A 23832-nucleotide genomic window follows, 5' to 3' on the forward strand; every position below is an offset into this window, starting at 1 on the left:
GACCTTCAAAGGAAAAAAAATAGGGTCGGATGGCCGAGTGGCTAGGCTGAGGTCTGCAAAACCTCCTACAGCGGTTCGAATCCGCTTCCGACCTCGTTTTATTTAAACAATAAAAATATTATCAAAATGGGAGTTACACGTTTAAAAAGAAAAGATAGAAGAAATAAAACTGTTTCACGTGTTGAAGTTCAGTTCTTGAAATTAGGAACTAACGTTGAGTTAGGTTCTAGATCAAAAATGAAAGCTGACAACCAAATCGTTAAAAACGACGCTATCTTAAATCAATTAGCTAAGTAAGCAACAAGAAATTAGCAGCCTTTAAAGTTATACTTTAAAGGCTTTTTAATAAGTCTACCATTTGGTGGACTTTTTCTTTTGAGCTCATCCACTGTGCCTCATCCATCCCCTTAACCTGATCCTGCGAAAACTGCATCTTTGAAGGTTGGCTTTCTTTTGCTGAACTGTGTATAGCAATTGCCCCAGTCTCCGCTAATATCGTCCGGATATTGGAAACATCCACTCCAGCGCCCGGCATAATCACAATACGACCATTTGCCTGCTCGATCAATTGTTGCAATAAAGGCGCCCCCGATAAAGCTGAATTTCTCAAACCCGAAGTAAGTATACGATCGATACCCAAAGCAATAACATCTTCCAATGCACTAAAAGGATCTTCCACACGATCAAAAGCGCGGTGAAATGTCACATGCATTGGACGCGCAGCATCAACCAAGCGCTTCGTATTGATCTTATCCACGGTACCATCTGCATTCAATACACCTATGACAACGCCATCCATACCCAATTCCTTACACAGCTCGATATCGGCGATCATTTCCAACACTTCTTCATCTGTATATAGAAAGTCTCCTCCACGTGGCCGAATCAGTACGTGAATACCGATATGCACAAGCTCACGCACCAACTTCAATTGACCATATGAAGGTGTAGTTCCCCCATTCTCCAAGTTTTGACAAAATTCAATACGTGTTGCTCCGCCTTTTTCAGCCTCGATCGCCGAAGCGACCGAATTGGAACATATTTCTAATTGATAATTTCCGATTGCTTTCTCCCTCATTCGTTTCTATTTTTAACCTTTTTTATGCTATGCGAATAACGTAAAAAAAACGCAAATTACCTATTTTTCCCCATTGAGAAAGTAAAGCTAACCCTTCTGGAACAAACTTTAAGTCATTTCAAATTTTCACAAAAGCAGTTGACTTCAACCTCATGTGACGCAAAATTCGACAGATCACCAGTCTATCATTATTCATAATTAGGAAAACATTTCGCCAAACTATTTGTATATACCTTACATGCTTTTATTTAAAACATTAAGAACCAACATTATATAAACTTTAAGTAAAATATCATGGCTATTATATCAAGAAATATGGAGACACAGGAACGGATCATCAGTACTTTTGAGGAACTCCAGTCCGCTATACATAGTCTAAAAAGTCAGATTGTTGAATTCGAACTATTGTTTAGCCAAGCATGTGATAGGCACATCGCATCTGATTTCAAAAAGGAATGGTTATTGGACCGTATTTCCTCCCGTCATGCAACGATTCTGATTCGACACGATAGCCTACAACTTATTCAAGAAACGGTCTCAGCTTACCGTGACTATGATGGTTTCTTTCTGGATCACAAACAATTATTGCAATCCCTGGAACTGTTGATGCTCACTCATGCCGAAAAGGAAGAATATGAAATGGCAGCCATTATAAAAAAATGGCATGAAAAATTTGCCGATGCAGTTTATTTCCTCGCTGACCTCAGCTATTAAGTCGTTGTTTTGTTTTACATTTGCGGCACTGTAAAATATTGAATCATGCGCAAACCACCCGCTATAGTTGATCTACACGCTGATGCTTTCCTTGAAGATTGGGAAGACTACTCGGCTGACGAACTTATGTTAGAATCCATTGATTTCCTAAGATCCAACTTAGATGCAGCCATTTATTGGGAAATGAACGAAATCAAGTTTATTCACGGAAAGGGAAAAGGCACCTTAAAGAAAATGATCTTTAAGGAATTGCAGGACTATAAAGAAAGTGGTTCAATAGACCGGTACTATACCTCTTACCAGAATGAGGACATTGTCGTTGTTGTCATTGGAGTTTAAAAAGAGACTACCTCGGACGGCAGTCTCTTCAATAAATCTTTTGTCTTATTTGATTGCAGGTGTAACGACGACCTTACGGAACTCAACAGGTCCGTGATCTCCCTGGAAATACAATGGTCCCGGTTCGGCTTCCTTGCTATCCAACGCACCACCGGTAATCCCCGGAATCTCCTGGTTGCTGATCACTGTTTTGCCATTCGCTACAACCGTCACCAGACGTCCGACTAGCGTGATATCAAATGTCTGCCATTCGCCTGCCCCTTTATTCATCATCTCATTTGCTGCGAGGAAACCGTATACGCCGGCAAAAAGCACGGCATTCGGATGTGCATCTTTCGGACTATCCTCAATCTGTACTTCATAGCGTCCTCTCAGATAGACTCCGCTATTGCTTCCGGCAGGGATTTTAAATTCAACATGCAATTTAAAATCTTCAAATTTTTGTTCCGAAACAAGATTAGAACCCGACTGTGGACTGGTCAGGATCCCATTTTTCACAATCCATTGATTTGTTTTACCTGTAGCTTTCCAACCCGAAAGATCTTTTCCATTAAAAAGCTGGATCGGTTTTCCCCATTTAACGGCAGTTGTTCTTTTTAATTCTGGCGCGCGTACACCTTTGAAGCGATGCATTTTTCCATCAGGTTCCGTTATTGTACCCTGTAATGTTCCGTTTTGGATCTCCCCTTCCACACTTAAGTTCATCTTTCCGCCTTCCCATTGTGGTGGTATCGCAAATTTAAACTTTCCATTTTCATAAAAAACTTGTGAAACCGGTCTTGCACTCCCCGAAGTACTCACATAGTGGCCTACTAGCGTCTTATAACCTGACAATTTCACTTCAAGCCAGGAAGGTGCTGAGGTACCATTGACGTCTACCTCGATATCCCATCGCCCGATCAGTTCTTTTCCTTCAATTTCTTGGTCTTGAACAATTGACTCCTTTATCGAATCTTTAGCGAAAGTTGCTTGCGGTAGCGCAGCGGAAGCCAAAAGCCCTAAAAGAAATGCCGCTTTTCTTTTCATATTGTTTATGTTTATATTCTAATTGACAATAAATTTCCAGCAATTTAACTGTTTCGGCTCTTGTATCCAAGGGATATCGTGTTAAAAAACGCTAAGAATACAGTGCCTTGCAAGTAATATGGATTGATTTTTCAGCATTGATCATATAAAAAAAACGCACTGTATTAATCTGATTTTAAATCCGATCCATAAAAAACTCGATGGGCTGCTCGCCATGGAATCAATGAACTGATGAGTATTACTGTAGCAATTCCACCAACTAATGGAGAACGGTCGGCAAAGAAAAAGCACAGTACATAAAGCAACAACGCAATAAAGGTGAGCGAAAATGCAATCATCTTCAATCCAAATTTATTCTGATTCTTCAGTGCCATCTCCTCTTCTATATCAATCTGCTGTACAGCTTCCTTACGAGCCGCTTTATTTTGTTTGAGAGCAAGATATTCTGCACTTATTTTCCCGCGTGATTTTGCATACAGTTCGACACAAACCAGCAAAACGAAGGGCAGCACAACACCAAGCAGCATCTCGTTGGCTCGGCTAAGTTTATAGTTTATCAACAAAGGAAAAATAATCTTAAACAGCAGATTGACACTTAAACTGACAGCAGTTATATACACAGTAGCCTTTCCTGTCAATCGCTTTGAAAACAACGCCCATATTGGTGGTGCCAATAATGGTCCACCAGTAATGGCACCTATACTCAGGGTGAACTCGACTATTCCACCAATCAGTGGTACGATCAGCGCAACAATAATCATAAAAAATCCAAAAAACCAAGATGATGCGCGAGCAATAAACATCAGCTTTTTTTCTGAGGCTTTTGGATTTAAAGTTCCTTTATAGATATCGTTTGTAAAAACAGCCGATACAACATTTAAGGCCGTATTTGCTGATGCCGATGTAGAGAAATACATTCCCGTCAGCATCAAACCAAGTAATCCCGCGGGGAGCACCTGCTTACAAACCATGATGTAAGCCGTTTCTGTCGCCAAGCCGGTCAAATCCGGATTGATCGCTTTGTAAACCATTGGCGGAATCATCCACAAAATCGGGCTAGCAATATACAATGCAGCAAATAAATAAGCGACCTTGGAAGCTGATCGTGGCGTATCAACACTGGTATACCGCTGTACAAATGTCCAGTTGCCCCCAATATAAAAAATATGATACAATGCAAAAGCTAAAATAAAACCCCAGGTATATTCACCGTTTACAACATTGAAGAAATCATCTGGCACTTTGTCCAAGAAGGACTGCACACCGCCCACTTCCTGAAAAACCAATGGAATGACAATCACAATAGCTGCTGTCAGGACGACAAACTGTAGAATATCCGTCACCATTACGGCCCACAAACCGCCGATGGCGGTATAGGCAATCATTAAGATGCCCAGCACAATGGTAACTGGGATCAAGGGATAATCCAGCGATTCGGAAACAAGTTTGGCCACAGAATACAACACGGAGCCCTTAAGAAATACCGAAACGATCATGAAGACATAGATGTAACACTTCTGTACAGCGCTTCCTAGGCGCTCCTTAATAAACTCAGCCGCAGTAAGATTTCCTGTGGCCTTCCATTTGGGTGCCAGATAGAGACCCGTAATCAGCCCACCTATGCACATGGTCCACTGAATGGTAATCGCTACCCAGCCATGACTATACGCTATTGAACCCCAAGCGACAAAGGTACCTGCTGAAAAAAAACTCATAAATAGGGACATTCCCCCTATAAACCAAGGCACGGATTCACCTCCAGCAAAAAAGGACTTCAAGTTTCTTCCAGTTCGTGAAAAACTTATCCCAACCAGCATGATGAATACTGAAAAAACGATTATGACTACTGTATCTATCATCTTGTATCGACTATTAAATTACTGAATATTATCATTTTACAAACTATGCATAACACCTGATAGCGAAAACGGCTGCTGGCACATCTGGAGAAGGGTGTTCAAGAGATATAGTCAGCTCATCTGTAACACAAGGTTCCGGAAGTTCTATCACATTTCTAGTCTGAAAATTTGCCCGCTGTGTGTAAATAATCTTTCCATTTCCATCTTCAATGCTATAATTCCGAACACAAAATGGCATCACGATCTCAGGATGGGTCATTAATACCGATTCCATCGCGTGATCCCAATCGGTATCAAAATTAATTTCGATCCTTCTTATGCGCTGCTTCTGCTTCCATTTAATCGAAATTATTGGCTGCTGATCGTCCGTTGAAGCGACCCAGGCATTCGGACGAATTGTCGGCCGATCAATACCATTACGCACATTTTCGATCCCAAAGACGGACAGTCCCGACGATAGTTGAATGGCGAGATTGTGTCCTTCGGGCCGACGTTGTGGGGTCCAAAATTCAAATGAATCCACTCCAGATCCTGATAGGGCTACTTGTTTACCATTGTTTGAAACTGCTTTATTAACTCCATTAAAAACAGAAAGCAATCCAGATATTCGCTGAAGGGTATAGGCCAATCGCACATGTTCATTTTGGAGAAACGTAAGGAAAACATATTGATCCTCATGTATCTTCAATCCAAAATCCAATGTTACTGTTTGAACACCAGGGTTTACACTAATTTTAATTTTTCCCAGCTCCTGATCTGGCGTAAAACCACCTTTCCTTTCACTGTTTCTTAACTCTACTTCCAATATTGTTGGCTGCATCGCTTCAATCTCCAAAAGAAAGATCGGTAAGGCACCTGCAACTACAGGAAGAAGTTGTGCGGCTGAAATGTCCAGATTTTTCCACAAAATATTCTCTTTGGAGAATCCTTTAAAGTCCAAATTGCTTGAAGAAGTGAGTTTTGCCTGCTGTACAAGATCGCTGTTATCAAACAAATGAAAACCAGGGATATACTGACCGGCTCGTTGCAGCTCTTTTTGAAATTCCGTCATATAATAGGATTGTCCAACTTCTCGTGGTGCAAGTTGATGCTGAACACATAGTTTTGCTGCTATCGCCACAGCTTGTGCGACATAAGCACATGTCGCCATTACCCGAGTCGCACCAAATGCGACATGGGATACACTGATCAGACGCCCCGCCAAAAAGAGGTTTTGTATATTACGACTATATAAACAACGATAAGGGATATGGAAAACACCTTTACTATGCCATTGGTTGCAGGGCTGACGGTCGCTAAAGACGCCATCCGCAGGATGCAGATCGATGGACCAGCCTCCATAGGCTACGGCATCTGGATGTTGACGCTGCTCGACCACATCCTTTTGTGTCAGGATATAATCGCCTTCAAACCGACGGCTTTCTCGCTTTCCGGGAACCATTCCAACCCATTCCAATGTGAGGGTATCGGCTTCAGGAAATTGTCCTGAATTTTTGATATAATCCCACACACCATAGATGATTTTCCAAAGTTCCCATTTGATCTCTTCCGTATCATGTACAGTATCTAGACGCCCCCCATATTCCACCCACCACAACTTGCAGCCATGTTCTTTGGCATTGAAATTTTTGAACCGTGGTATTTCTTTGGTAACATCCATGGCAAAAGCTGGGGCAGTATAAGACACAGATTTTCCGACATCTTTGGTATAGAAATAGAGGGTATGGCCCAAAAGCTCACCATAGGAGGTATCTGGCGCCATAGCCTCATCAAATTCTTCCCGTGTTTCAGCCCCCATGCGGAAAGCCGCTCCAGAGAGAAAACCGATTATACCATCTCCAGAAGCGTCGCAAAATAAAGATGATTCAAGGATATATTGTGTGGAATTCTGGCTACAAAAAGCAGTTAATGATTTGATCCGTTCACCAGCTTCTTTGTGGACCTCATACACACTGGTATTAAGCAACAATCGAATGTTGGGTTCTTTTTTTACCTTGTCAAGTAAAATCATATCCAATATCACGGCATTACCCTCCGGATTGCGATACACATTTTCAACCAATATTTCGTCAATAACCCCACCTTCTCGACTCCAACGATTGTTGTTACCCATATGGGAAGTGGCACCCAGTATCCACAATCTAACCTCACTGGAGGCATTCCCTCCAAGTACAGACCGATCCTGTACCAACACGACACGCAAACCTTGCCTAGCTGCTGTAATCGCAGCGCACACACCAGACATACCACCACCCACAACCGCTAAATCGGCGGTAACAACTTCATTCTTTAATGTTCTGGAGGTTCCCCCCTTGCTATAAATCATATATACTTTCTTTTTTATCTAGTTTATCACCTTATTCAACACCCCTTATACTGGGGCAAATTCGTCTATTTTATAAATCTGGAAATCACATCTTTCCAGAGAGTGTATCCTTCAGCAGTCAGATGCAGACCATCTTCCCGATAGTATGCTGGTACTAAATCACCATTGACATCCAGCATTTTAGAATATACATCCGCATAGGCAGTTCCAGACTGTTGTTCTAAAAACTGTTTAATGCGTGCATTAACCTCTTCGATCTGTATTTTATCTTTCAATCGGCGCGGGGAAGGTTTGATGGATATATAAATTATTTCAGCTTGCGGTTTGGTTTTTCGTATTTCACTAAACAATGCAGTAAACTGCGCTACAATACTATCTGTAGACCAATGCAGCCCAATGTCGTTGTCGCCTTCATAAATAAAAATTTGCTTTGCATTGTATGGTGTAATCAATCGGTCTCTATAGGTATACAGATCGATTGTCTTGGTTCCGGAGACCCCTCTGTTCAGCACAGCCCGACCGACGAAATCGTCTTTTAGAGTTTTCCAATTTTCAATGGTCGAACTACCTACAAATAAGATGACATTGTCTGGTGGTGGATTTTGCTTATCCAGACGTTCATAGCGCTGTATCTTCTCCTCCCATTTCTGCTCCTGTGTCAATACAGTTTGGGCATTGGTAAACGATATGCCCAAACAGAGGGACAGACCGCTAAATAGCTTTATTAATTGAGTTGCTTTCATCTAATTATTTTTTTATTCATTAATCGATTTCCCCCTTTAAGACATTATTCATAAGTATTTATTTCCAATGCTATTCATGAGCTCGTTTACTCATTAAATTGGTATTCTAAGGTATTCGTGAGCTTCACTCGGTTCATGCTACCCTTGGAGGTATAAGGATGTGGTCTCATGTCTCCTATTTCTTGTTTTCTAGTATTCTTTAAAATGGGTTTCCCACGTAAGAGTATCCGTCCTAAATAAATTACAGAGGAGTCATATTTTGCAGGATGTTGAACAATATCCTCTTGTTGAGATGGCCCCAAAATCAGCCGCTTATCTGCTTTCAATGCTGATATACGAAAACTGATTTCATGCTTCCCTTTTGGCAATCTGATCAAATCATATTGACCTCTATATCGATTATTACAGTAGGCATTAAAACGATTCAATGGGGTATTACTGTTATCCCCTGTTGTTATTTCATAGGACTGAAAACTATCTGATTGCAATTTATATAGGCTTATTCGATGGTCATCTACCCAGACTTCAAGCTGTCCCACCTCGGGTCCGCCGATATCAAACAGGCCAAATATATCGCCTTCAAAAGCGAATGAACACTGCGCACCCTCTTCCCCAGCTACCATCACTGTGTCAAACCATCCATTGAACGCCTTTAACTTGGATTCTTTTGTTGAAATCACCCCCCATTTTACATCAAAATCAGCAATATCATCGGGTCTGTACATCCCTGCGGCATCCCATTCGGAAGAAACTAGCGGTTTGGGCAATGGATGGGACTCCATCCTTGACAATCCTTTCATTTTGTCAATTCCACGGGCAATGGCCGCTGCATATAGATTGCCTCCGGCTTTAAGCGGATGGATACCATCGGTTGAAAACAAAATACGTTCTCCAGCAGCTTGCGCATCTCCCTTCCATAACAGTTTATCCTGAAATTCCAGATGGGAAATCTCCATTCCCAGATGTACTGTAGGAATACGGTAATGATCGGCTAATGCTTCCAGGGCTTCAATATGTGACGGTATTTTTCCGTTGCGATATAGCTTGGTTTGCCCTCCCAAAATGGCATAAATTAAACAGATATCGGTATGATGGTCATGCTGGATAATCTGTCTGATCATTCCTTCCATGCCCGCGGCATAGGCGCCATTGACGGCAAAATCTATGATAACCAGATCGGGATGCTGTGTCAATACCTGCTCTTGAATTCTAAAAGCTCCCAGATCTGTACCTGTCCCAGATACGCCGGCATTGACCCACTTAAATTTGGTGGATGGATAACGTGCCTGCAAATAGGTGGACATCTGCATCCTGTAACAATAATTTGCCTGTGTCAGACTTCCACCAATAAATGCGACGGTCACATCTTGACCATTGGTAATTTTAGCAAGAAAATTAGGGATACCACCGCGCACTATACACTCGTCATCTCGCTCAAAATCGCTTGGATGAATAAGTTCCTCTTTATGGAGATCCACAGAAAATAATAGCTGCGAGGCGGCACCTTGCGAAGCTGCAATCTTATCGAGCTCCCGGCTATTCTGCGCACTCAAATCAGTCATTGTAAAAAGAAGCAATAGGATCGTTATGATTAATTGATAGCTACGCATACATTTGAATACAAGTCCTCGTAAAATATTTTTAACATCAATCTACAACCGTGATATTCGAAGTAAAGGAATTCGCGACGATATCAGATTGCAACATATTCCTCCCCGCCACTTTTACATTTTTGAAGGTCACGTCTTTAATCATGTGCTCCGCGTCATAGCCCTCGAAAGTAGCCGCTGTGGCACTGCTGACACAATCAATAAATCGAATATTAGAAATGGTCCCAGGTCTATAGACTGGATTTGAATTCGAGTTCTGCTTAATGTACATCAACACGAATCGTGTGTTTCCAATGGTCTCATCACGGATCCCTTCGAAAGTGATATTCCTCACATCGGCCCAATCCGAATGTGGTATCGCCACAGAATGACCTCCCCAAGTCATCTTGGCTATATCAATATCTTTGAATGTGAGCTGTTCGACACTACTGGTTTCCAATGAAGAACCTATACGAATACCTACGCCCACCTGGTTTTTCCAGATCATACAGTCGTGGGCGCTACAATTTAAAAGTGGTGTTTCACCATCTGCAGCCGCATTTGTTGCGTGCCAACCAAAACCATCATCCCCCGATCCAATAAAACAGTGGGAGAAATGAACATCTTGACATCCTGAACCTAAATCCAAACCATCATTGTTCTGCCCAAAGCTCAATAGATTAAGATTGGACACGTTGACATTCGACGAATTGACCATATCCACTTGCCAACCTAAAGCGGCATGCCGGACGCCAAATCCCCTAAGTTCCACATTTTGACTACGGTAGACTTTGACAAAGTTTCCAGCGACAGGAGCGGTACGATCATCAATATAACCTCGACCGATCAATTTGACATTAGACACGTTTTCTATCAATACCTTTCCTCTTAAAATCGCTCCCTCTTCTAAATAATAGGTTTTATTGGACTCAAGTTTAAAAACTCCGTTTACGCCATGATGTATTCCTTTGGCAAAAACAACAGCCCCAGGTTTATAGGCACTGTAATCGGGAGATCCAAATAATAGCAAGGGTGCTCGACCAGGGATAGCTAACGCATAATTGTAATATTCCGGGAGGGCAAAGGTCAATTCATTGCCATTCTTCACAACCGGTATATTCAATCTTTTAGGCGAAAGCGTAAAATTTGAGAATGCACTGCTACAAATAATCTTGACCTGAGTACCGGGCACATAATTAAACAATGCGGTATGTACATCCGTTTGTCCGCCATTTTGGGCCAAATCATAACAGGTTTCTTGCCATACGCCCAAGGTATCATTGTTTACGATAACCTGATAAGCCAGACTTTTCACCATAGGTGAATCCAATTGCCCGGCAGCAGACGCCATTCGTGCAAGTTTATGTTCTACTTGTTGTTGATTTTGCTGTTCATTTTGCTGTAAGCTCTTTTCGATCCCTGTACAACTTAAAACCGTAAACATTAGTCCAAAGAATCCTGGTAAAATCCAACAGTTTTTTAAATGTTTAATGTTGCTATTCATGCTATTAGTTGATTTTAAATGGTTATTGATAGTTGATTTTCATTACTTTTAGTCCCGTTGCTGGCAGGGTGATTTTCCAATCTGGAGATGCTGCCATTCCGATTTCATTCTCCCCATTGGCATTGAGAAGACAAGCTTCCCGCTGTTCTGATCCAAATAGACGCTGGGATTGGCCTTTATCCAACTTGAGTTGAATCTCCTGCCGATCCACACTATTGTTCAGCAAAACAATATAGAGCTCCTTAGTATCACTGTTCGTTGCCAGGATATAATCTATCTGTGCATTATCGAGGCTGATAAGTCCCTTTTTCATTTTCAAATCGACTGACCTGCCAAATATTCTCCCTTTATCAAAGCCATAACTGCGGTGTGGCCCAACTTTAGGTGTTATAAATCCACTCGGAAAGGAGATTTTACCATTGGAACGAACCGCTGCCTCGGAGAGCAGATAATCGGTAATCCATCCCAATTGCCACCAGGCATGATGTGGAAATGGCCCGGCCCCTTTATTCATCGCATCCCAGTAATAGGAAGCGACTCCGGTATTGGCATCCACAAAAGCATCCCGTCCCCAGGCTGCTGCTCTTGCCATATCCAGCAGTAGGCTATCTTTCGTCTGTGCATACAGTCTTACAAACAGCCCCGCATGACTCGATAACAGAATAGGGCCATGATGATTTGCAGAGCCCATAATACCTCCATGTTCAAATCCCAGCCCCGCTTGACTAATTTCCCAATCTTGACGAGCGGTCCCATTCACACGTTTGATCTCGCGAGAGGGGATCGGATGCGTATAGATCGATGTTGTATAGTATCTGGTGACCTGATAAGCTGCTGTTTGATAGCGTGGATCCTTGGTCAATGTATACATATCGAGGAGGGCCTGTATAGACTGTGCTGTTGCAAAATCAGGTGCAAATCGCGTATCACCACAGACACCCAGGAACCATCCTTTTTTTGCTGCATGTTCGACAAACCAGTTTGCGGCCTTAATTGCGCCAGCTCGATATTTTTCGTCCTTTAGCAACTGATGCGCAACCAAGAGTCCATAAAATGTTGGTCGGAGATCGGATAGGTCCTCAAACATGGGACGGCCTGACTTATTATCATATGCAACCTCCCAGTGTCCATCGGGATGCATTGTTGACAACAGCCAATCTGCGGCTTTACGCAAGGCTTGTTTAAGATCAGATCGATCTGGTTCAAAAAGCAATATATTGCCGATATCCATCAACATGTAATAGCTGGTGCCAATGGGCTCGCTATACGGACCCCATTCTTCGGTAAACTGCTGACTGCGATATAGGTAATACTGCCCTGCAGCTGATCCATAAAAGAGCCCAGGCTCTCGCTGTTGTTGCTGCAACTTGAAGTTTAAGGCTGCAGGGAGTCGTTGCTGTTTGAGTGTAGTATCTCCAGTCAGTCTAGCCAGCATCCACATCGCACCGTAATCGGAATTTTTCATGGCATCTTTTGCAGATCCATACACGCCACCCAGATAATCCTGAGCACCAATCACCGTATTCTTATCACTTACGGTCCGCCACTTGGAAGTGCTATCTGCTAAGACATAATCATACATCGCGTAAAGGCGATCCGTTAAGGAACGATTTGTCTCTTTCAATTTTAAAAAATCACTAAACTTATAAACATCTTTTATCACATGCCCTAGGACATTGTACCACGAAGTTTGCTGAATTGTATATCGAAAAGAAAATGTGATCTCTTGTCCTTCGTTCAAGTAAGACCCCGCCTCACCCAGTACTGGATGATAGAGTGTCGGTGTAAGCTCGTTATTTCGATTCATCAATGACAATCCAAGTTTCCAGTCCGCATGAGTCTTTGCGTCTTTCAGCCAGGGATCCCTTGCGGTTCCGGGTTCAGCTACGGTCGCTAAGGTCACTCCAGATTGTGTCGTTAACAGCGCTACTAATGTAGAGGCTGTACGTTCACGGACAATAACCGGACGATCTGGGATACCATGTCCGTAAGCGTAGGCATCCACAAAGTCAGGATTGAGCGCTGCTCCTTGGAATAATCCCGGAATCACCGCCCACTGAAACTGCTTGCGATCACCAATCGCCAGTGATGGCGACGACAGGGAATAATAGCCGCTTTGTTTCGCTTTTAAAGTCATCTGCACACGGATATCATGCGTATGATCTGGATCAAGGTTCCATTCTTCTGACAGGGCAATTTTTTCGTTTTCGTATTGAAATCTCAACCCCGAGCGCGAAGCTGAAGCCGCTATAGTCGGCTGGTAGTGTAATACTTCACCAGCTGTATTCAGGCTCACAGGTGATAAACTTTGCGACCAGATTGGAATTACATAACGATATTGAGAGTCTGGAAAATGAATGAGCTTCCCATCATGATCATAAACAATAGAAGATTTATCCAGCGGCTTATGTTTAGCGTAAAGGATCGTTCGCTGCTGTGTCGCCATCGTAAGCTGTTTTTTTCCTCCCACTCCATCTTTCAAGGCAAGGGATTGAAGCTGATAGCCATTTTTACCCTCACGCCAGATCAGTTGGAGCACACTATTTTCTAGGTGGACATCAGCCCCGCTTTGTGCGAAAACATTTGCGAAGCATAAAAATGGCAGTATCATCATCGTCTTCCATACCCCAGCGCAATGACTGTATCCTCTATTTAACCGTTGCATATCGATCATGGTGTAATGGTTATTGTCACTTCGGCGTACCCCGCTTTGCGGCCACTATACCGGTCGGAGGAGGTTTCAAATACAGCTTTATAGACGCCTGGGGTCTTGTACACATAGCTGTATTCCCGCAGATTTGAACTAATATTTTTAAGTGCTATTCCTTTGTCCGCGATGGATTCCTTTACTTTAAAACCTTTGGTAATCACCCAATCATCATTATCGGTATCGGATGCAACACCACCATACATCAATAGCTGTGTTGTCGAAATTGTCCATCCCTTAGTGTCATTTAGAAAACTTACGGCATTCCAGCCTGCATTGGATATCGTAGCTACATTCGTCTGCACGCCTTCTGGCGATACTTTTACCGCATTAAAACTGCGAATGACCCATCTGTTCTGTTGCGGCTTTTGAAAGTCAGTATATCGGAACGCCAGATATATTGATCCTGTATCAACCGGACTGAGATACGATTTTAAACTTACAGTTCCGGAAGGCGTATTATCTTGCCCGGTGGAGAAAACGGCTTTGTCTGAAATATCTGTCCAGGCGGCTTTATCAACCTCTTCTTTCGTGTATATTCCGCTGAAATTATTGGAAACCAATAATTTTAGATTATCATAGATAACACCCCATTGTACGAGTGTTTTGAAATCTACCTGTAAATCGTTATCTGCATAAAGTCGATCTTTCAAGTCATAGTTGTGTCCGTTCTCTCCAGAATAGAATACAATATTGTCAGGGCTTCCCTCAAATCGGAATACAACGGTATCACCTACCTTGTAACTTGAGGCATTCGTCCTAACGTCTATATCGGCACTGGCGATATCCTCTTTCATACAACTGGCACACAATACGGCCAGCATGAGATACATCATCGATATTTTCATCTGTGTCTATTTATTTTGTGATCCACCAGATTTACCAACCTGGATTTTGGACAATCTGTTTATTAATGGTTATCTCTGTATTTGGTATGGGAAACAGCACATTTCTCTCCGTCGTGTTCAGGCCAGCATTACCACCATATCGATGTGCCGCAGGTGCATTGACTGAAATATCGCGTCCCAAGGCATTCATAGTGGGCATATAAATTCCCCAACGAATCAGATCATGTCTCCGGATACCCTCAAAACAAAATTCGCGCAGGCGCTCGTCTTTTATATAGTCTAGAAAGGCTATTTTATCCATTCCGCCAGGCGCATCACTATCTTCATTAACCTCATTTAACGCCTTACCAAAAGCTCTCCTACGCACTTGATTGATTGCTTCATAGGCGGCTGTAGTTGGGGATTCGTTGACCTCATTTTCTGCCTCAGCTTTCATCAGTAATACATCGCTATACCTTATAATTGGAAAATTGGTTGAATTGGCACTTCTTACTTTGGTACCGGTCTCATACTCCCGTCTCCATTTTCCAGGGTTTCGATCATAAAGTTGAGCTGCACTATAATATTGTTTTTGCGTAACTCCCGCCGTGGTCACAAATCGGTAAGGGCTAATACTCCAATCGCGCCGCATCGTATCTTTCTGACCAAACAAATTGTATAATTTGGCTGTAATCCGCATTGCTCCGCCTGAATATCCAATACGTTCATCGGGACATTCGATACCATTCTCAATACCAACCATTCCAGCCTGATCGATGTTGCCGATCTTATTTCCAAACATGCCAACTTCCCACAGGCATTCTTTCGGCTCATTTATATCTTGTGAATGGTTGATAAATATTTGCTTATAATTGGGATTGAGCTGATGCTTTCCTGAAGCAATCACTTTATCCGTATATTCAATAACATTTTGATAGCGAGCGTGATCATTGATGGGCTGTCCCGCCATTTTTAGAAACACACGGGCTAGTACGGCCTGAACAGCCGTTTTGCACACTCTTTCATTAGCCACTACTCCACTTTCGTAAACCAGGTTTTCCGCTTCCTGCATATCTTTCACAATTTGCGTATACAAAGCCGCCAGGGTAGCCTGAGCTGGGTAAGGGTCGTTGGGAGACTGGGTAGAAGATAGTTTTAAAGGAACTTTTCCAAAGAAATCGGTTAGGATATAATAGTAATATCCGCGCATAAAGAGTGCTTCGCCCTTGATGGCGTTTCTTTTGGTGATATCCATCTCTACACGATCAACATTTTCCAATAATAGATTTGCTCTATTTATCCCTTCGTATAAGGTTTCCCATAATCTAGTAATGTCCAAATCAGCAGCGTCCATGACCATCACTCGAATATTGTTGATTGATATATTCTTGAAATAGGCCTCATCACTAACGACAAGATAGCTAAAAAGCCCACGGCTATACATCCGCCCATAGGTGTCGATCAGCCTGTTATAGACTCCATTGAGACTATTCATCAATTCGCTTTCATTTCGAAAATATTTTTCAGTGGTCACAAAGTCAGGTTCTTTATCCAGCAATTTGGAACATGAACTGGTTAGACAAGCGATACATATAGAAAAAATAAAAATGCGTTTCATCTTGATCAAAGGTTAGTTTAAAAATTAAGGTCAATTCCGACTGTCATCGTACGAGGGCGAGGATAAGCGGACCAATCAAACGAAGGTGTCAATGCTCCAGGACGGGTGCTCACTTCGGGATCGAGCCCTGAATATTTTGTCCATGTAACTAGATTTTGTGCAGCGACATAAAGTCGTATGGATTTCATTCGTAATCTTCGGAGCTGATCAGCATTGAAAGTATATCCTAAAGACAGGGTCTTGAGTCGTAAATAGGATCCATCCTCAATTGTTCTGGAAGAATACACTGCTGGCCCCTGACCGCCGACACGATATAGCGCGTTGGTCTGGTTTTCCGGTGTCCAGCGATCAGCGAAAGAAGCAAACATATTCAGAAAACCGCGAGCGACAGGATCTCCGCCTTCAAACTCAATGCGATTGGCATTTAAGATATCCCCGCCATAGCTCCATTGTAAAAAAACATTCAGATCGAAGTTTTTATAATTGAGGTTATTGTTAAATCCGCCGATATGTTTTGGATTTGGATTGCCTATTATTGTCAGGTCATAATTGTCAACCTGTCCATCGCCATTGATATCCTTAAAGCGAATATCACCTGGTTTAATGCTAGCTCTGGGGACTCCATTATTGGGTTGTCCCGCTTTCAGTAGATAGTTTCCGTTGACGAGGTCAAAATCTGCGTACTGATAGACACCATCAAAAAGATACCCATAAAATAAGGCAATTGGCTGTCCTGGTATTGCGATATAAGGATATGCATTATTGAAATTTCCCCAGGTGACACGTGTTGCCAAACTCGGCTCTCCTTCATTGAGTTCAAGAACTTTGTTTTTATTAAATGCAATATTAAAACTTGAACTCCATGAGAAATTTGGAGTCTGTACGTTTTTGGTCTCCAATGTAAATTCGATACCGCTGTTAGATACCCGACCAATATTTTTGAAGCCTGTCAGGAATCCCATACTGGGAGCCAAGGTTGCATTCAATAATAGATCACGTGTCTCCTTGTGATAATAATCCGTTGTAAGGGACACTCTATTCTTGAGTATGGAGAGGTCGAGACCAACATTGGTTTGAACGGTGGTCTCCCATTTTAAGTTTGGATTTCCAAGATTCGTCGGTACCATTCCCTGACCGGCGCTGTTACCTACACTGTAGCCTGAAGCGGGATTCATCTGTAAGGCCGTTAATGATGCATACTCTGATACACGATTATTTCCGGTAGAACCTATGCCTACGCGCAATTTTGCATCACTGATAATCTTGCTCGGTTTCAAAAAGTTTTCCTCTTTCAATCGCCACGCAAAAGATCCCGAAGGGAAATAAGCCCATCTGTTGGATTTCGGAAATTTAGAGGAGCCGTCACTTCTGAAAGACAGTGTCAGCAAATACTTTGATCGATAATTATAATCAACCCGCCCCAAATAAGATATCAGTCCATTGGATGCGTCAGTCACTGGCGCCATCGTAATCTGTCCTTCGTCCAGGCCTTTAATACCTAATGATTCATTGGGCACCAAAATGGACGTAAATCCGTTGGTATAATTTCGGACATCTTGCACTGTGAACCCGACGACCGCCTTTAGCCGATGCCCCCCATTAAATTTCTTGTCATAAGACAGGGTATTCTCATTTAATAGATTGGTGACTTCGTTATTCCAAATAGAACCATTTACTTTATTGTTTGAAAAGGGATGTCCTGCTCTGGATTTTGAGTTAAAGAATACTTCCCGTCGTTGGTTTATACGCGTATAGCCACCAGTAGCCCTAAACGTCAACTCCGATCCCAATTTATATTCCAGATAACCATTAGCAACAAGATTTGTACTGAACAGGGGATTATACTCATTCTGCACAGCGAGATAAGGATTGATCCGTAAATCGGTACCTAAGCTTGGATCCATATCCGGATCAAAAAGATCGTCTATCAAAGAAGCATCCGTCAACGCATTTCCAGTGATTGGCCGAAACCCCCAGAGCCCATACATCAGGCTCGCAGTCGGGCTAGGTTGAGATTCTGACACCACGGTACCATATCGTTTAAAGGCCGTATAGTTTAGATTCAAGCCTATTTTCAATTTGTTATTTATAGTCTGGTCCAGCACTACTCTTCCTTGATATTTATTAAATCCACTGTTTAGGATTATCCCATCCTGATCCAATAATGATCCAGAGATTGCATATCGTGTACGATCCGTCCCCCCACGTATCGCTATAGAATGATTGTGGGTAACAGCTTTTCTAAAAACTTTGTCCTGCCAATTGATCCCCTCCATATTGCGATAATCTTCAAGGGTTTTACCATCCTTTAGGTATATATTTGTATACAGGGTGGGATTCTGTTCCAATTGATATTTCACAAATTCGTATGGATTTAGCAGTTCTTGCGTTTTTAGGATCTGATTGAGTCCTACCCAACCGTTGTAGTTAATGACCGGGGTCCCAACTTTACCTTTTTTGGTTGTAATAAGAATCACCCCGTTGGCTCCTCTAGCGCCGTAAATCGCTGTCGCTGAAGCATCCTTCAATACCTCCAAGGATTCAATCTCTTCGGGATTAATGGTATTCCCAACAGATGTTTCGACCGGAAATCCATCAACGACATAGAGTGGAGAGTTATCTTGTGTCACCGAGTTATTACCCCGAATAACGATATTGAGCTCCGCTCCTGGCTGTCCATCATTTGAACTTACCTTAACACCAGCCACCCGACCGGCTAAGGCTTCCTCGAAATTGGCAACAGGGGCTTTACGCATATCTGTCAAATTAGCTTGACCTACAGCTCCCGTCAGATCGCGTTTGGTTGTTGTCCCATAGCCGATGACAACAACGTCATCGAGTATCTTTTCGCTTCGTGAAAGCTGGATATTCTGGGAACGATCCAATTTGGCCACATGTTTTACAGTAACATAGCCAACCATTGAAAAAAGTAATAATTCACCTTGAGAGATGGGCGATATAGAAAAATTACCCAATGAGTCTGTGTAAGTTGTTACAGTTTTATACTGATTAGATACTGTAACTCCGACCAAAGGAAGCCCTTCGACATCCATCACTCTTCCTTTGACAGAAGTGGGCTGTTGTCCAAAGGAGGACAACGCTAGAAAAAAAATCCCCAATAAAAGCAGAGCCGCCTTTAGATGAAATAGAGTCATAATAGTATTTATAATTAGTTATTCGTTGCAATCTAGTCTGGTCTAGACTGGTTTGCTTTTATAAAAGTATAAATTATATTTGCCCCTGCAAAAAAAAAATAAAAAAAGATGTAGTTTCTTCTTGAAAATATCTTCATGGGGGGAGAAAATCATCAAACTGATTCCGTTATCTGAATAATATCAAGACTTGCATATAAAAACAAGTTTATCTAAGTTTGACTCTATTATCGTAAATGACTATTCATCACATGTCCACTACAAACGAAACAGGCAACGGGTCTCGCATGAAATATCTTCAACTAGTAGATCACATTCATGCATTGATCGAAAAGAACGACCTACATATTGGAGATCGTATTCCCTCTTTAAATCAATTGCAGGACCAACTCGGCATGAGCAAAGAGACGGTCTTGAAAGGTCTTAATTATCTACTCGAAAAAGGGATAATTGAGTCTGTCTATCGCAAAGGATATTATGTAAAGAAAAAACAGGTGGAGCATTCTTATCGCATCCTGTTACTCCTGGATAAAATGAATACCATGCGTGAACAGATTTATCAATCTTTATTAGTAGAGACCAAGGGGACCGCAGCGATCGACGTCTATTTTCACCATCACAACTTTAATGTCTTTCGTAATATTATCACTGAAAACATCAACAACTATACGCATTTTGTTATTGTTACATTCCTGAAAGAAGACCCATCTCCGATCATCAATCTCATCCCTCCGAACAAACGGATTATTATCGACTACAATCAATTGGGACTCTCCGGAAATTATACGGCTATCTATCAGGACTATGAATACGATATTTATAATAGCCTTTCCTTATTGCAGAATAATATTCAAAAGTACCAAAGAATCATATTGATCGCACATCCTGAAGCTTTACATGCCGAACATGTCATCAAAGGTTTCGTCCGGTACTGTGAAGAGTCAAGCATCGATTATGACATTATCCCAGACGTAGATGAGACAAAGTTTAAGAAGCATACAGCCTTTATCACCTTTAGTCGCTACGATTCGGATGACGTATCCTTAATTAAATTGGCAAAAAAACATGGATTTACATTGGGCGAGGATATAGGCCTTATTTCCTATAATGATACTGACGTCAAAGAGATCCTTGAGGGGGGAATTACGGTAATATCTACCGATTTCCGGGCAATGGGAAAAGCGGCAGCTAAGGCTATACTTCAAAAGAAAACTTTAAACGAACGCAATCCTACTCAAGTTATCATTCGGAAATCTCTTTAACATTTTGAGGTCGCAAGCTCTCATCCTTCCCAGAAACAAAAAAAGCCCTAACTTTCGTTAGAGCTTTTCAGTCGGGGTGGCAGGATTGGCTCAGCCACACAATGCCCAAACACAACCCTGAGCCTCCTCCGGATCGAACCTTATAGTCCCTAAGAAGTCGTAGGTTCTCATCCCGCCTAGAAACAAAAAAAGCCCTAACTTTCGTTAGAGCTTTTCAGTCGGGGTGGCAGGATTCGAACCTACGACCTCCACATCCCAAATGTGGCGCGATACCGGGCTACGCTACACCCCGAAAAGGTATCACCTTTGTTTTGTGTGGCACAAAAGTACACTAAAAATATTTTGTTTTCAAAATTATTTTCAACGACACGCTTAACCAACTGATATATTGACAAATAATTTTAAAAAAACCAATAAACAATATATTTATAAACGAAAAGTCCTTAAATAAATGGTCAGCAGATTTTAGATTTAGCTACTGACCATCTGATCTCGTCTAGATTACCAACTTCTTTTGATTACCATGGTGGTTTTAATCGCCCCCTGCTGATTAATCAGTGTGAGCTTCGATACTGTAGAAACAATATTTTCCTGAATTTTATATTCAACACCATCAAAAATCATTGTTTTTGAATCAGGCATACTGTAATCGTAAGCTACCGCAGATTTATCTTTTTTCTTATGCCAGGCACCATCTTTATCAAAATTAAGTGTCTCGCCCTGTTCCATCATTTCACGGGTCACATTTAACTCGGCGACACTATTTCCTGAAACAGTTTTAGTCCAGCGTTCCCAATTTCCGGTACGGATTATATTCAGTGCTGCATCCCTGCCAATATTATCAACAGTTTCCTTGCTACAAGATGTCATTCCAACCGCAATTACTCCAAGCAACAGCAGCATCCAATTTTTAAAAGTCATTTTTAATGTGCTCATAATTTATTTTTGGGGGTACATTTACAAGTATTATACCAAACTCTAACATCCGCTATAGCTACCTCCGATAAATTGCTTCGCATTCGGCTTGGAGAAATGTTATAAAACTTTGATGAAATTGTACAAATAAGCCTTTAAAAGAAAAAATATATTTGCATCACTGATACATGAAGCCATTGCGATTTGTCAAGCAACCTATGACGCAGACGAATTTGTAGGCAATTCAACAGATAAGTTAAAACAGGTGAAAAAATTAGTCGTCGTCTTTCTTTCCATAATATATTCGGTATTGGCCTTAGGCCTTACACAGTACCAGCATATTTGCAAAGGAACAGCTATAAAACTGTACAGCTGGACGAATACTGAAAACCCTGACAACAATAAACCTTGCCCGATCTGCTCTTCAAAGGACAAGAAATTAAACGAAAAAAAGAAAGACTGCTGTAAACATCAGTCCAAACTGGTCAAACTCAACGACAGTATAAAAAAGCAATCTCACTTTGACTTTTCAGTAAAATTCTGGGGTTCGGCGATACCCAACCAACTGCTGGGCGCCCTATTTGATATTTCCTTTGTCAATAGCAATAACAACAAACCCCTCGCCTATCTATCCTTAAAAAGTCCCGTTTGGAGCAATCCACTCTATATCCTTCATTGTACTTATCGAATTTGACAGCATACATCTTGTAAAAGCTTGTGGTGCCTAAACAGGTACCGCCTTAATTCTTGACGTCTACTAACAAATTTTATTTTCGATGAAATTAAAACTCATTGCATCATTGGGTATAATCTGTGGAATGAGCCTACATGGCTTTTCACAGACCTTAAAACTCGAAGATGCCCTCACACGTGCCGTTGAACAGTACGACCAGATAAAATCAAAGCAATTTGTTGCATCGGCAGCAAAACAGCATACTGTCTTTCAAAAACAACAATATCTTCCGGATCTCACCTTAGCAGCACAGCAGAGCTTTGGAACAATAAATGCCCAACATGGTCCTATGTATGCCTATGGCGGTCTTGCATCGGGTGCAACATCCATGCCCCTAGCGGAGCAAAATTGGAATGCCGCCTTTGGATCGCTCTATTTTGCCAATATCAACTGGAATGTATACACCTTTGGAAGGATCAAAAATCAGGTGCTCCTCGGTTCAATAAAGGAACAGACAACCGAGGCCGATCTTGCACAGGAAATCTTTCAGCACAAAATAAAAACAAGTGCCGCCTATCTGAATCTACTGGCGAGTCAACGAATAAAATATGTTCAGGAAAAAAACCTGGACCGCGCGCAGGTATTTTATGAAATGACTGCCGCCCGAGCGGAAAGTGGATTGATCGCCGAAGTGGACGCCCAATTGGCCAAAGCGGAAGTTTCCAATGCAAAATCCCTACAGATCAAATCCTACGACAAGGAACTGGAATACTCAAAACAACTCGCCATCTTGTTAAATGATGATTTTAAAACCTATCAGCTGGATACGACTTATAATACCAGCATCCCGAACAGCACGGTAGCGTCACTTGCAAGTTCCATAGAAAAGCATCCATTCCTACTATTCCAAAACAGTAAGATCAATGAGAGCTTGCAAACCGAGGAAGTCCTGAAATCCAACCGCACGCCCTCTGTTTCCGCTTTTGGCGTACTACAAGGACGTGGAACCGGCTTCGATTGGAACTATATACAGGATAACTCAGCATACTCTTCAAATTATTTTAAAGGAGTGGGTATAAACCGAGCAAATTATCTGCTTGGCGTTTCATTAAGCTGGAACCTGACTAATATCTTCCGTTTTAATACCAAAAACAGGGAGCAAAAATTATATACACAGGCGATCCAGAGAGAATATGAAAAACATAAAAAAGATTTTATGGCGCAGTCCCTCCTCGCCGATTCTCAGCTAAAAAATGCCATTGACAATTTCCGGGAAACCGAAATCCAATTGTCCGCTGCCGGTCTTGCTTACAAACAGCATAATGCATTGTATGAAAATGGACTGACGACTCTGGTGGACTATACCCAGGCATTGTATAGTTTAAATAGAGCTGAGATCGACTATGAAATTGCACAGAATAATGTTTGGCAGGCCTTACTATTGCTGGCCGCCGCACAGGGTGATTTCAATATTTTCATTCATCATTCTTAAATCTATCC

General features: G+C 41.9%; 18 protein-coding genes and 2 tRNA genes. 7 read left to right on the top strand and 13 right to left on the bottom strand.

Annotation, left to right across the window (positions count from 1 at the left end; genetic code table 11):
- Nucleotides 1–23: 23 nt before the first annotated feature.
- Both LC454_RS07050 and LC454_RS07055 read left to right on the top strand, forming a co-directional pair.
- A tRNA-Cys gene (locus LC454_RS07050) sits at nucleotides 24–94 on the top strand.
- Between the two features lie 32 nt (nucleotides 95–126).
- Nucleotides 127–297 carry a spore protein gene (locus LC454_RS07055; protein WP_120262149.1) on the top strand — a complete coding sequence of 57 codons (171 nt, stop codon included), beginning with the start codon at nucleotides 127–129 and terminating at the stop codon, nucleotides 295–297.
- Between the two features lie 34 nt (nucleotides 298–331).
- Here LC454_RS07055 and LC454_RS07060 read toward each other — a convergent pair whose 3' ends face one another.
- Nucleotides 332–1078: a copper homeostasis protein CutC gene (locus LC454_RS07060; RefSeq protein WP_223581002.1), complete on the bottom strand. Its 747-nt coding sequence runs from the start codon at nucleotides 1076–1078 to the stop codon at nucleotides 332–334.
- Nucleotides 1079–1372: 294 nt separating this feature from the next.
- On the opposite strand from LC454_RS07060, the gene LC454_RS07065 reads away from it, so the two are divergent.
- Both LC454_RS07065 and LC454_RS07070 read left to right on the top strand, forming a co-directional pair.
- Complete coding sequence (locus LC454_RS07065; protein WP_223581004.1) at nucleotides 1373–1792, top strand: hypothetical protein; 420 nt, start codon at nucleotides 1373–1375, stop codon at nucleotides 1790–1792.
- Nucleotides 1793–1837: 45 nt separating this feature from the next.
- Nucleotides 1838–2131, top strand: coding sequence for a hypothetical protein (locus tag LC454_RS07070; RefSeq protein ID WP_223581005.1), 294 nt, complete (start codon nucleotides 1838–1840; stop codon nucleotides 2129–2131).
- Between the two features lie 45 nt (nucleotides 2132–2176).
- On the opposite strand, the gene LC454_RS07075 is transcribed toward LC454_RS07070, so the two are convergent.
- The 10 genes from LC454_RS07075 to LC454_RS07120 form a co-directional block, all read right to left on the bottom strand.
- Nucleotides 2177–3157, bottom strand: coding sequence for a DUF1080 domain-containing protein (locus tag LC454_RS07075; protein ID WP_223581007.1), 981 nt, complete (start codon nucleotides 3155–3157; stop codon nucleotides 2177–2179).
- A 164-nt stretch (nucleotides 3158–3321) separates the two neighbouring features.
- Nucleotides 3322–5016, bottom strand: coding sequence for a sodium:solute symporter family protein (locus LC454_RS07080; protein ID WP_223581009.1), 1695 nt, complete (start codon nucleotides 5014–5016; stop codon nucleotides 3322–3324).
- A 43-nt stretch (nucleotides 5017–5059) separates the two neighbouring features.
- On the bottom strand, nucleotides 5060–7342 hold the full coding sequence (locus LC454_RS07085) for an FAD-dependent oxidoreductase (protein WP_223581011.1): 2283 nt from the start codon (nucleotides 7340–7342) through the stop codon (nucleotides 5060–5062).
- 65 nt (nucleotides 7343–7407) lie between these two features.
- On the bottom strand, nucleotides 7408–8085 hold the full coding sequence (locus LC454_RS07090) for a GDSL-type esterase/lipase family protein (RefSeq protein WP_223581013.1): 678 nt from the start codon (nucleotides 8083–8085) through the stop codon (nucleotides 7408–7410).
- An 86-nt stretch (nucleotides 8086–8171) separates the two neighbouring features.
- Nucleotides 8172–9695, bottom strand: a complete 1524-nt coding sequence (locus LC454_RS07095) for an SGNH/GDSL hydrolase family protein (protein WP_223581015.1) — start codon at nucleotides 9693–9695, stop codon at nucleotides 8172–8174.
- Between the two features lie 37 nt (nucleotides 9696–9732).
- Nucleotides 9733–11178 (bottom strand): hypothetical protein, encoded by a 1446-nt coding sequence (locus LC454_RS07100; RefSeq protein ID WP_223581017.1) that lies wholly within the window; start codon nucleotides 11176–11178, stop codon nucleotides 9733–9735.
- A 22-nt stretch (nucleotides 11179–11200) separates the two neighbouring features.
- On the bottom strand, nucleotides 11201–13852 hold the full coding sequence (locus tag LC454_RS07105) for a glycerophosphoryl diester phosphodiesterase (RefSeq protein ID WP_223581019.1): 2652 nt from the start codon (nucleotides 13850–13852) through the stop codon (nucleotides 11201–11203).
- The gene (locus LC454_RS07110; protein WP_223581021.1) at nucleotides 13849–14733 is read right to left on the bottom strand and encodes a DUF5017 domain-containing protein; all 885 of its coding nucleotides are present in this window, start codon (nucleotides 14731–14733) and stop codon (nucleotides 13849–13851) included. The genes LC454_RS07105 and LC454_RS07110 overlap by 4 nt, the downstream gene beginning before the upstream one ends.
- A 31-nt stretch (nucleotides 14734–14764) precedes the next feature.
- Nucleotides 14765–16330, bottom strand: a complete 1566-nt coding sequence (locus LC454_RS07115) for a RagB/SusD family nutrient uptake outer membrane protein (RefSeq protein WP_223581023.1) — start codon at nucleotides 16328–16330, stop codon at nucleotides 14765–14767.
- A gap of 17 nt (nucleotides 16331–16347) precedes the next feature.
- Nucleotides 16348–19485, bottom strand: coding sequence for a SusC/RagA family TonB-linked outer membrane protein (locus LC454_RS07120; RefSeq protein WP_223581025.1), 3138 nt, complete (start codon nucleotides 19483–19485; stop codon nucleotides 16348–16350).
- 248 nt (nucleotides 19486–19733) lie between these two features.
- Here LC454_RS07120 and LC454_RS07125 point away from each other — a divergent pair, with 248 nt between their 5' ends.
- A complete protein-coding gene (locus LC454_RS07125) occupies nucleotides 19734–20744 on the top strand; it encodes a substrate-binding domain-containing protein (protein ID WP_223581034.1) in 1011 nt (336 codons plus the stop codon).
- Nucleotides 20745–20962: 218 nt separating this feature from the next.
- Here the strand turns inward: LC454_RS07125 and LC454_RS07130 are convergent.
- A tRNA-Pro gene (locus tag LC454_RS07130) sits at nucleotides 20963–21036 on the bottom strand.
- A gap of 209 nt (nucleotides 21037–21245) precedes the next feature.
- Complete coding sequence (locus tag LC454_RS07135; RefSeq protein ID WP_223581036.1) at nucleotides 21246–21680, bottom strand: hypothetical protein; 435 nt, start codon at nucleotides 21678–21680, stop codon at nucleotides 21246–21248.
- A gap of 244 nt (nucleotides 21681–21924) precedes the next feature.
- On the opposite strand from LC454_RS07135, the gene LC454_RS07140 reads away from it, so the two are divergent.
- Together LC454_RS07140 and LC454_RS07145 are read left to right on the top strand one after the other, a co-directional pair.
- Nucleotides 21925–22353 (top strand): HYC_CC_PP family protein, encoded by a 429-nt coding sequence (locus LC454_RS07140; protein ID WP_223581037.1) that lies wholly within the window; start codon nucleotides 21925–21927, stop codon nucleotides 22351–22353.
- Nucleotides 22354–22435: 82 nt separating this feature from the next.
- On the top strand, nucleotides 22436–23824 hold the full coding sequence (locus tag LC454_RS07145; protein WP_223581038.1) for a TolC family protein: 1389 nt from the start codon (nucleotides 22436–22438) through the stop codon (nucleotides 23822–23824).
- Nucleotides 23825–23832: the final 8 nt, after the last annotated feature.

It is taken from the genome of Sphingobacterium sp. GVS05A (assembly GCF_019969845.1).
Classification (GTDB): Bacteria; Bacteroidota; Bacteroidia; order Sphingobacteriales; family Sphingobacteriaceae; genus Sphingobacterium.